The organism is uncultured Solobacterium sp., from assembly GCF_963517755.1.
Classification (GTDB): domain Bacteria; phylum Bacillota_I; class Bacilli_A; order Erysipelotrichales; family Erysipelotrichaceae; genus Bulleidia.
This window is the reverse complement of the sequence record NZ_CAUQGG010000015.1, coordinates 20,507-31,675: the sequence shown is the minus strand read 5'-3', so window position 1 is coordinate 31,675 and position 11,169 is coordinate 20,507. Positions and strand designations below refer to the sequence as shown.

Here is an 11,169-nt window from a genome sequence, read left to right as displayed (position 1 = left end):
GACAAGCAGGCTATCTTGTAGTGTATGCGGCGTATGGATGTTTTCATCACTATGAATCTAAATCTAGAGGCTTAGATCAGACACCAGAACAACGAGCTAGATATATGGAAGAGTTATCTAATTTCAACAAAAAGTGGAAACAACTTTTTGAAGATGGAGATCCATATTATAATTCAAATCTAACGATTACAAATACGAATTACGACCTAAAGAGATTGTGAATAGAACTTTATTATCATTTATGTGATAATTGTTATGCTTAATTATTGAGAGGTAAAAATGAGTATAAAATTCCGTGTGGAAATTGCATATAGTGTTTATAAGGATATCGAAATTGTTGGTTGGGCAATTGGCAAAAGACCAAATACTGAACTATCATTTCAATTTTGCGAAGAAGATGGGACAGTGGTAAATTACGTTTTACGTAGATATCATCGAGGTGATGTTGGTGAATTAAAAACAAATAGTACAGAAGAAAATCACTATGGATTCAAGCTGCGGTTTCCTTTTGAAAAAAAGAAAAAATATATTTTGAGTATCACTGACGGAAAATCCATCGTTACAAAGAAGATTGATTCAAAGTATATTCTTGCTAAACGAATCTTCAAAAATCTCATTGGTGACCGTTCTATTTTTGAGATTCTTCGTAAGAAAATGAGAACATATCAAAAGATAACTTATATGGAGTGGTACAAAAAAAACCAAGCGACGAAGAAGGAATTGTCTTTACAACGGGAAAAGAAATGGGCATCAGACGCTCCAAAGTTTTCTATCATTGTTCCGTTGTTTAAGACACCAGATAATTTCTTAAAGGAACTTGTATCCTCGATACAAGCACAGACCTATTTAAATTGGGAATTGTGTTTTGCGGATGGTAGCCCAACAGATGAATTGAAGGGACTTGTTGAAGGATTCAAAGATGAACGTATCTGTTATCACTTTATAGGAGAAAACCTAGGGATATCTGGCAATACAAATAAAGCACTGGAAATGGCAACAGGGGATTGGATTGTACTGTGTGACCATGATGATTTACTGGTGCCTAATGCACTATATGAATTTGCGGATAGAATTACAAAAGATCCGGAGATAGATTCTATCTATTCGGATGAAGATAAGATTGATGAAACGGGCAAGAAATTGTTTGAACCACATTTCAAGCCAGACTTCAATATCGATATGTTAAGATCCAACAACTATATTTGTCATCTGTATGGTGTAAGAAAAGAATTAGTGGATCGTGTGGGCAAGTTCAATAGCCAATTTGATGGAGCACAGGACTATGACTTTATTTTAAGAATGAGCGAAAACTCTCGTAAAGTAGGACATGTATCGAAGATTTTGTATCATTGGAGGACACATATCAATTCCACGGCTGCTAACCCAGAATCTAAGATGTATGCATTCAAGGCAGGAGCGGAGGCAATCAAGGCACATTATGCAAGAGTGTTACCAAACATCAAAATCAAAGACGTAGTCAATGGAGAGAGCTTGGGAATCTATCATACGATTTTTGCCTTTGAAGAGTACCCACTTATTTCAGTTATCATTCCAAATAAAGACCATACGGAAGACCTAGATAAGGCAATCCGTTCTATGATGGAGAAAGGTACATGGCCAAATCTAGAGTTTATTGTCATAGAGAATAATTCTACAGAAGAGAAGACATGGGTGTATTACGAAAAGATTCAGAAAGAATACCCACAAGTAAAGGTTGTAAAATATAATGGTGAGTTTAACTACTCCAAGATTAATAATTTTGGAGTACAGTATGCTAGGGGCAGATATTATCTATTCATGAATAATGATGTAGAGCTAATAGAGCCAGATTCCTTACAGGAACTAATGGGGTATGCACAAAGAGAGGATGTAGGTGCAGTTGGATGTCGCTTACTATATGAGGATGATACGATTCAACATGCGGGTGTTATTATTGGTATTGGTGTAGCAGACCATGCTTTTAAGCATCAGTTAAGTTATGGAACTTACTTCAATCGTGCGATGGTTACCCAGGATCTTTCTGCAGTCACTGCAGCGGTGATGTTGGTAAGAAAAGAAGTATATGAAAAGGTAGCGGGATTTGGAGAGGATTTTGCGGTAGCTTTTAATGACATAGACTTCTGCTTAAAGATTAGACAAGCAGGCTATCTTGTAGTGTATGCGGCGTATGGATGTTTTCATCACTATGAGTCTAAATCTAGAGGCGAGGATGATACATCGGCGAAAATGGAACGTTTTCAAAGTGAGATTGGATTATTTATTGAAAAGTGGGAAGGTCTATTAGAACAAGGTGATCCGTACTATAACCCGAATCTTTCTCTCCAAAGTGCTCTATATTCACCAAGAAATATTAAATATGAGAAAATTGGAGAGCCATATTTTAATCGTGAAGAAAGAGAAAGACTCAAAAAGCATTTATCAGAAAATGAGGATATTGTTAAATCATAAATTGTAATAAAGTATGGACAGATGTTTAAGGGGTATCTGTCCATCTTATATAAATCGGGATTGAATTCAAAGCAACAAATTTACATTTATTTATAAATTAAGTAGAATACAAGTGGAAATATTATGAGTATGAGTGAAAATACAATATTATCTTTATTAAAAAAAGCATGGAATAAATTTTCGGTGGAATATCATTATCGTATTCCAAAAGAGATATTAAAAGAGTATATAAAAAAATTTATTCATGAAAAAAATAATATCCAAAAATATGGTTGCAAATATTTTAACCCTGAAGAAAAACAGGAGTATCAGAAGTGGATTTCTTATCTTCCAGAGGTGGATAGAGGTACACAGTTTTCAGATATCACATTTTTAAGCTCGAATCAAAAATGTATAGAAAACCAGTATCCATCGTTGGTACAGAAAGTTTTAGATACAAGCAAAGTTAACTCTGAATTTGTTTGTATTATGAATGCTCCGTGTGAAATTTATGATAAAAATTTATTGGCTGTGCAATATTTTAGAGATGCGGATATTGTATATTTTGACTATGATTTTATGAATAAAGATGAGGGAAGATATTGCCCACAGTTATTACCTGATTATTCCTATGACACATTAAGAGGATATAACTATATTGGAAATTGTTGGTTTGTCCGCGCTTCAATAATAAAACAGTTCGATGGGCAACCATGGAATCCATATCTGTGGTTACTACAACTGAGTGATCAACGATTACGTTGGAGACATGTTTCTTCTATTCTGTATGGAGATAATACTACGGAACGTAATGAAGAGAAAACACTAAGCCAGTATTTATCTGTAGCGTACCCAAATAGTAAAATTGAAAAAAATAAAGATGGTATTACAAACACAGTAAAATATGAGGTACAAGGTAACCCATTGGTATCTATTATTATTCCAATGCGCGATAAAGTTGAAGACACAAAGAAATGTATTGATTCTATTTTTGAAAAGACAAGCTATCATCATTTTGAAATTATCATCGTGGATAATGGAAGTATTGAAACAGAAACAAAGGAATACTTATCTAAAATTGTAAAACTTCATGATAATATCTGTGTGATACATCTAGATATTCCATTTAATTATTCAACTATTAATAACGTGGCTATTCGCCAGAAATCTATGGGTGAATTGATAGTTTTATTAAATAATGACACATCAATTATAACCGGCGACTGGTTAGAAAGAATGGTTTCTTATGCGCAGCTTAAACATGTGGGAAGCGTTGGCGTCAAATTATTATATCCTGATTTTTCCATTCAGCATGCAGGCGTGATATCTGGAAAAGGTGGAGTAGCTGCGCATCGCTATTATCGGGCTGAGTATGATCAGCAAGATTACATGCATGCATTGTCAATCCCTTATGATGTAGCATGTTGTACCGCTGCGTGTTTAATGTTTAGGAGAGAATGTTTTGACGAATTGAATGGATTAGAGGAAAAATTATCTGTTAATTTCAATGATGTAGATTTTGGATTAAGGTTATTACAGCATGGATATCAAAATATTTTTTTGCCAAATGTTGAATTATTCCACTATGAATCAAAATCAAGGGGTATGGATATCTCGAAAGAAAAAGTGAAGAGATACTTAAGTGAAGTTCAATTTATGAAAGATAGATGGGCTGATTTTATTCAACATGATCCTTTTTATAATAATCAGTTTGATAAATCCTATGATTATCGTTTGAAAGCAGGGATAAAGAGTACAGATTTACTTTAATAAAAGTACTGCTAAACATGTATGAAATTTTTCCTGTGCAATTCGTTGGCTTTATACAGGAATGAATTTGCGAATCAATAGTAAATACAATAAGATATACATAGTTTCTAATATTTTTGTTAAAATTTGAGAAATGTAATGCTGAGGTATAGTAATGATAAAAATAGGAAATTTGAATATAGATAGAAAAGACCTAGTATGTACTGCCGTCCTTTTATTAATCCTTTTGGTTAGTAGTATTGTTGTGTGTCTTAAAGTTAATACGATAATACTAAAAGTTTGGTTGATTATAATAACTATATATATATTGGGCTTTGTTGGCTATATCTATCACTTTGGTGTTAGTAATATATTCCAAAATATCCGAGACAATAAGATTAAATATATATTTCTTTTGATTGTAACTTTATTTCTACTTCGAACATTGAAATTTGAACTTGCTGATGTGAAGAAATTATCTACAACTGGGAAAGCAATTATCAGCTTTAATCTTGTATTCTTCCCAGCAATTCTTATCGCAATTTCTCGGCTCTTAAGAAAAGACTACTCGTTGGAGAAGGTATTTGTTATTTTTGGATCCATTTTGGGGATTATGTTCATGCTAATACTTCCAACTGGTACAGTGCCAGATGAAGTTTATCATGCAAAAGCAACATATACGGTTTCTAATATGTTGATGGGGATTCATTCTAACGAGGAATCAGAAATCCTTGTTCGTGAAAATGATGCAATATTCTTTAATAATGATGCATACCGTAAGGCATATCTTACAAGAGATGATTTTGAACACTATATTCATTCTTATACGGAAAGTACAGGTAAAACTAATCTTGTTGGAATACGTTTCTATGGAAAGAATGTTTACTCTCCTGCATATTTTGTCCCAGCTATTGGATTAACTTTTGGGAGAATTCTTGGTCTCAATACAGCATTCACATTCCTTTTAGCTAGATTATTCAATCTGTTGTTCTATATTGGAATAGGATATTTCGCAATCAAGTTACTCCCTTTTGGCAAGAAAGCTGCTGTTGGTTTATCCTTGATGCCGATGGCAATTCATCAAGCAATGTCGCTATCCTATGACGTTTTTGTTAATATCACAGCGTTATTTATTATCGCTGCGACATTGCATCTTGCTTTTCAAGAAGAAGAGAGGAAAAGGTTTATTATCCTTGGTATTTTTATCGCTCTATTTGCGTTAATTCTATTCAACATTAAATCTCATGCATATTTCTTGGTTTCTTTCTTCCCACTATTAGTACTTGCATTAAAGAAAATTTCACTTTCTGTTCAACAAATATCCATATTGAAAAAGATTGTTTTTGTGGGGATTGTGCTATTTATTGTGGGATTCTTTGCACTATATTTTACACATTTCTTTCAAAATTTACCGTATAAGCCTACTTATATTACCCTTAGTGGATCAATTCCAAAAACAGAAAGTTATTCAGTTTCCTATTTTATAACACATCCGACATCATTATTTAGACTGTTCCTATCTACCTTTAGAGTGATGTGGAAGTGGTATATTGTAAGCTTCATCGGAGGTTATTTAGGCTGGCTAGATTTCATGGTTCCAAGTTGGACTACAAGCATCTATTTATTTTTATTGATATTATTGTCGTTGAAACGTGCTGAAGAAGATATAATTCTTCAAAGAAAATATAAAATTTCATTTATGGGTGTCTCTGTCTTAACTGTGCTATTTATTATTTTTGGAATGGCAATTTCATGGACTGTATTGACGAGCCCAATTGTTGAAGGCGTTCAAGGAAGATACTTTATTCCAATCGCTCCATTAGTTCTGATGTGTATTCCAAGTAACTATATTATCGTGGATCAAAAATATGATAAATACATTATCAGTGTGATGGCTATTATTACGCTATATACAGTACAGTGTATTTTTATAGCTTTCTAAATTGTTTTTTAAATATTCATTTATTAAAATGCAGTGAAAGGTCTATCGTTCTTTCTGCATTTTTCTGGTAATTTAAAATAGCGTGGGGTTTTCAGAAAACACGCAATAAAATCTCGTGGGTAATAGATTTGATAACGGGCAATACCATAGGATCATTATCTGGGGATTGCCTTTTATTTTTATAATTGAGTATTAATGTAAAGTTTATTTTTAGAGTTAAATTATAATTCTGCCAATCTGATGTTGATGAGTAATACATGCGTAATTCATTAATAAAGTACAATATAAAAATAGCCAATAGGTTGACATGATATAATCATGAATAGGCATATAGGGCTACCTCCATTTCTATTTGATTCTCCAGACAAGAAGATAATAGCATGGAGGTTTTATTATTTTTTGGTCTCCTAACAAAAAATGAGCACGATGATTTTTTGTGCCCACAAAAGTTTATAGCCTATCCCCAACCCCATGAGATTTTAAAGTGCCTTTTTTCTTATGAAGATTGTAGAGATATTCGTAATATAGATTTGTGTGTATAAAAGATAACATTTTGATGATAGTGACGTGTCTATATTAATCTCACATAATGTTATATAATATTTTGCATAGATCGTAAGATACGGATAGTTTAGTACTTTAGATAGTTCTGATGTGATGGTGAGGATGTTATGAAAAAATTGATTATTATACCTGCATATAATGAGGGCGAAAATATTGAAAAGACAATACAGAATATTCAAGAGAACGCTCCAGAGTTTGATTATGTTGTGATTAATGATTGTTCTACAGATAATACGTTACAAATCTTGCAGCAAAATAAATTAAATCATATCTCACTGCCAATCAATTTAGGAATCGGCGGTGCTGTTCAAACTGGATACAAGTATGCTTTTGAAAATGGATATGACATTGCAGTACAAGTTGATGGCGATGGTCAGCATGACGTATCCTACTTAGAAAAAATGTGTATTGAGATGCAAAACCAGAATGCAGATATGGTAATCGGTTCCCGCTTTATCACAAAAGAAGGGTTCCAATCTACATTTATGAGAAGAGTAGGGATAACATACTTTACAAGGTTAATCAAACTTCTGACAGGAATTACTATTACAGATCCAACATCTGGATTCAGACTAATTAATCGAAAAGTCATAGCATTATTTGCAAAGGACTATCCACGAGATTATCCTGAACCGGAGTCGATTGTAGAATTATTGTGTAAGAAATATAAAGTGATTGAAGTTCCTGTACAGATGAAAGAACGTGCTGGTGGACAGTCTTCCATTAGAATGTGGAATTCAGTATATTACATGATAAAAGTATCCTTTGCGATTTTTGTTGAAATGATTAGAAAATAATTGGAGGAAGAAAGATGAGCACACAATTAAGATTGGTATTATTCATTCTAAATATAATCGTTTTAATCCAATTAATTATTCAAGTTAAAAAGAAAAAATTACAACTTCAATATATTTTCACTTGGCTAGCGTTGCTTTTTGTATTGTTGATTGTATTAATTTTCCCACAGCTATTAGAATTATTTACAAGAACACTTGGAGTTCAACTACCTAGTAACATGGTGTTCTTCTTAGGATTCTGTTTTTCACTTGTAATTATTTACAGCTTAACAAGATATATTTCACAACAGTCTGAGCAGATTAAGGAGTTGACACAGAAAGTTGCCTTAATAGATAAAGAAGTTAAGGAAATTAAAGGAGAAGTAAAGTGAAGTTTGAACATACTTTTGTAGTATTGGCATATAAAGAATCAAAGTTTTTGGAAGAATGCTTAAAAAGTGTCAAGAATCAGTCTATTCCTTCTAAGGTTGTGATTGCGACAGCCACGCCAAATACATTTATTCAATCTTTAGCAGATAAGTATGGTGTAGAAATAATTGTAAATGAGAATCATATTTCAATTGGATATGATTTTGACTTTGCGGTATCTGTAGGAAAAACTGCGCTTGTTACGGTTGCACATCAAGATGATATCTATGACTATACTTATACAGAAGAGATGGTAGAGGCATATCATAAACAGCCAAAATCAACAATTATTTTCTCGGATTACTATGAAATTAAACATGGGAATGAAAAAGTATATCAGAATCGAAATCTAATGATTAAGCAGATTCTCTTATTCTTACTTCGATTCCATGGTTTGGCACACCTAGGTTTTATTAAGAGGAGTGCGCTACGCTTTGGTGATGCGATTTGCTGTCCAGCAGTTACATTTGTGAAAGAAAATGTACCAAATGAAATCTTTGCAAGTGATTTGAAGTGTAATGTAGATTGGCATGCATGGGAGAGACTCTCACGAAGAAAAGGGTATTTTTATTATGTACATAAATATCTAATGGGACATCGTATTTATGGTGAGTCAACAACTTCTGAAATCATTGGTGAAAATCTTCGCACAAAGGAAGATTATGAGATTCTCAAACGTTTTTGGCCAAATGCAATTGCAAAGATTATAGCAAAAGCATATGCATATAGTGAAAAAAGTAATGAAGAATAAGATTATAGAGGTGAAAATATGAAATGTTCAGTAATAGTTGCTTGTTATAATCCGATTCTTTCAAAAGTGAAATTTACGCTCAAGACGATTTTACAACAAGATATAAAGGATATTGAAATAATCTTGGTGGATGATGGTTCAAAAGACAATCAATTTCAGGCGGTAGAGCAATACTTGGTCCAAAATAATTTTAAAAATTATAAGTTTGTTGCGAATAAGATTAATCAAGGCACAGTCAAAAATATTATTTCTGGATTAAATGTTTGTACCGGTAGGTATATTAAATTATTGAGCCCAGGTGATGGTTTTTATTCTTCCGATGTAGTTTCATACTTATGCAATTACATGGACCAAAATCAAGTTCTTGCTTGCTTCGGCCGTATGATGGGATACTCTAACAGCGAGGGAAATATCAAGTTCCAAGAATTTGAGCACCCATATGACATCGTATCTTATATAAAAAAGAATTGTACTGATGTTCTAAAAAAGAACCTGGTTTTATTCTGTGACCATGTACCTGGAGCTACATTTTTTATGGAAAGGGATTTTTGTAAGAAATGCTTCCAACAGATTGATACTAATGTAAAGTTTGTGGAAGATATTTTGCAAGTATATGCAATGTATGAAGGACATCCATTTAAGTTTGTAGATAAGTTTGTTGTGTATTATGAAAATGATACTGGTATTTCTACTAGCAAAGTATCTCCTGTCAAAATAAGAATGAAGAAGGATGCAGAAGAGTTTTATGCGAATTCTATGAAGGCGTATCATTCGGATAAGTATATTGAAAAGAGAGTAAAGAATGCAGGAAAGTATTCTTATACAAACTATAGAAAACAGATTGTCTCTATCATATTGAATAACAGCGATTCATTGGCATTCCTATATAGAGTATTATCTGGAAAGCTCTGGAGAAAAAAACATAAGTGTGTTGACCAGGGTTTCTTGGCAGATTTATCATTTTTGGATTAAAATGATTATATACTCTAAGATTAGTAAATTGTCCTAAGGAGATTATATGGAAATTAAGATATTCAATTTTGAACCACATGGAGATTCAAGAGGTCAGTTAATCGCCCTTGAGGAGAACAAAGACATACCTTTTGACATTAAAAGGGTATACTACATGTATGATACGACTCCTGGAGTTGCCAGAGGTCATCATGCGCATAAACACTTAGAACAGATTCTGATTTGTGTACATGGTCAATGCAAGATTAAACTTGACAATGGGCACGAGATAGAGGTGGTTGATTTGAATCAACCAAACAAAGGTCTTTATGTTGCGAATAATATTTGGCGTGAAATGTTTGATTTCTCAGATGGAGCAGTACTAATGGTATTGGCATCTGAATACTACAGTGAAGATGACTATATTCGTAATTATGATGAGTTTTTAAAGTTTATTGGAGGAAAATAAGAAATATGAAAGTACCATTTGTGTCATTCAAACCTTTAGAAAAAGAACTTGATACGGATTTAAAAGCAGCATTTGAACGAGTTTATAATCGTTCTTGGTATATTGAAGGTGAAGAAGATAAGGCTTTTGAGGAAGCTTTTGCAAAATTTTGTAATCAAAAATATTGCGTAGGTGTTGGCAATGGGTTGGATGCTTTAATGCTTGTACTTAGAGCATTAGAGATTGGTGAAGGTGATGAGGTCATTGTCCCTTCAAATACATATATCGCAACTGCACTAGCAGTAACATATGTGAATGCGAATGTTGTATTCGTTGAACCGGATCTTCGTACATTTAATATTGATCCAAGCAAGATTGAGGAGAAGATTACAGAAAGAACAAAGGCAATAATTCCTGTTCACTTATATGGTCAGCCATGTGATATGGATCCGATTATGGAAATTGCTAAGAAGCACAATCTATATGTAATTGAAGATTGTGCACAGGCACATGGTGCAAGATATAAGGGTCAAGTTATTGGATCATTTGGCGAGGCATCTGGCTTTTCTTTCTATCCAGGAAAGAATTTAGGTGCTTTAGGAGATGCAGGTGCGGTAGTTACAAACTCAAAAGAGATTGCGGATAAAGTGCGTGCTTTAGGTAACTATGGTTCCGACTACAAGTATCATCATATATATAAAGGCTGCAATAGTCGTCTTGACGAAATGCAAGCAGCATTTCTTGCGGCAAAGTTGCCTTCACTAGAAAAAGTAAACGAAAATAGACGCGCCATTGCAAATAAATATTTAGAAAAAATAAATAATCCTGAAGTTTTATTACCATATATTCCTGAAGGAATGGAGCCTGTTTGGCATATCTTCGGTATCCGTTGCAAACGCAGAGAAGAACTTGAAAAACATTTAAATGAAAATGGTATTTCAACGAATAAGCATTATCCAATCCCAATGCATTTACAGGAATGCTATAAGGATTTAGGATTCCATAAAGGTGATTTTCCAATTGCAGAGGAAATTAGTTCGACACAATTGAGTATTCCAATTTACTACGGTATGACAGATGATGAAACTCAATATGTTATTGATACAATCAATTCTTTTAAATAAATAATAAA

General features: G+C 33.2%; 10 protein-coding genes. All 10 read left to right on the top strand.

All coding sequences use genetic code 11. The features are described 5' to 3' along the window. On the top strand, nt 1–221 hold a 221-nt coding region (locus tag RWM19_RS07975; RefSeq protein WP_313985713.1), incomplete at its 5' end, for a hypothetical protein. Between the two features lie 58 nt (nt 222–279). Continuing rightward, nucleotides 280–2,448 (top strand): glycosyltransferase family 2 protein, encoded by a 2,169-nt coding sequence (locus tag RWM19_RS07970; protein ID WP_313985710.1) that lies wholly within the window; start codon nt 280–282, stop codon nt 2,446–2,448. Nucleotides 2,449–2,571: 123 nt separating this feature from the next. Beyond that, on the top strand, nt 2,572–4,197 hold the full coding sequence (locus RWM19_RS07965) for a glycosyltransferase family 2 protein (protein ID WP_313985708.1): 1,626 nt from the start codon (nt 2,572–2,574) through the stop codon (nt 4,195–4,197). Nucleotides 4,198–4,351: 154 nt separating this feature from the next. Then, entirely contained in the window at nt 4,352–6,118 is a 1,767-nt protein-coding gene (locus RWM19_RS07960; protein ID WP_313985706.1) for a DUF2142 domain-containing protein, read from the top strand. Nucleotides 6,119–6,789: 671 nt separating this feature from the next. Then, on the top strand, nt 6,790–7,479 hold the full coding sequence (locus RWM19_RS07955) for a glycosyltransferase family 2 protein (RefSeq protein ID WP_313985704.1): 690 nt from the start codon (nt 6,790–6,792) through the stop codon (nt 7,477–7,479). A gap of 14 nt (nt 7,480–7,493) precedes the next feature. Next, nucleotides 7,494–7,850 carry a DUF2304 domain-containing protein gene (locus RWM19_RS07950; protein WP_313985702.1) on the top strand — a complete coding sequence of 119 codons (357 nt, stop codon included), beginning with the start codon at nt 7,494–7,496 and terminating at the stop codon, nt 7,848–7,850. Then, nucleotides 7,847–8,638 (top strand): glycosyltransferase, encoded by a 792-nt coding sequence (locus RWM19_RS07945; RefSeq protein ID WP_313985699.1) that lies wholly within the window; start codon nt 7,847–7,849, stop codon nt 8,636–8,638. The genes RWM19_RS07950 and RWM19_RS07945 overlap by 4 nt, the downstream gene beginning before the upstream one ends. An 18-nt stretch (nt 8,639–8,656) precedes the next feature. Continuing rightward, nucleotides 8,657–9,610: a glycosyltransferase gene (locus tag RWM19_RS07940; RefSeq protein WP_313985697.1), complete on the top strand. Its 954-nt coding sequence runs from the start codon at nt 8,657–8,659 to the stop codon at nt 9,608–9,610. A 46-nt stretch (nt 9,611–9,656) separates the two neighbouring features. Then, entirely contained in the window at nt 9,657–10,058 is a 402-nt protein-coding gene (locus tag RWM19_RS07935; protein WP_313985695.1) for an FdtA/QdtA family cupin domain-containing protein, read from the top strand. A 5-nt stretch (nt 10,059–10,063) separates the two neighbouring features. Beyond that, nucleotides 10,064–11,161, top strand: coding sequence for a DegT/DnrJ/EryC1/StrS family aminotransferase (locus tag RWM19_RS07930; RefSeq protein WP_313985693.1), 1,098 nt, complete (start codon nt 10,064–10,066; stop codon nt 11,159–11,161). Nucleotides 11,162–11,169 lie beyond the last annotated feature (8 nt).

Bases quoted from the DNA above. Each gene is read 5' to 3' on its own strand.
- RWM19_RS07965 (WP_313985708.1), top strand. From the start codon at position 2,572: ATGAGTATGAGTGAAAATACAATATTATCTTTATTAAAAAAAGCATGG.
- RWM19_RS07930 (WP_313985693.1), top strand. From the start codon at position 10,064: ATGAAAGTACCATTTGTGTCATTCAAACCTTTAGAAAAAGAACTTGAT.
- RWM19_RS07950 (WP_313985702.1), top strand. From the start codon at position 7,494: ATGAGCACACAATTAAGATTGGTATTATTCATTCTAAATATAATCGTT.
- RWM19_RS07935 (WP_313985695.1), top strand. From the start codon at position 9,657: ATGGAAATTAAGATATTCAATTTTGAACCACATGGAGATTCAAGAGGT.
- RWM19_RS07970 (WP_313985710.1), top strand. From the start codon at position 280: ATGAGTATAAAATTCCGTGTGGAAATTGCATATAGTGTTTATAAGGAT.
- RWM19_RS07960 (WP_313985706.1), top strand. From the start codon at position 4,352: ATGATAAAAATAGGAAATTTGAATATAGATAGAAAAGACCTAGTATGT.
- RWM19_RS07955 (WP_313985704.1), top strand. From the start codon at position 6,790: ATGAAAAAATTGATTATTATACCTGCATATAATGAGGGCGAAAATATT.
- RWM19_RS07940 (WP_313985697.1), top strand. From the start codon at position 8,657: ATGAAATGTTCAGTAATAGTTGCTTGTTATAATCCGATTCTTTCAAAA.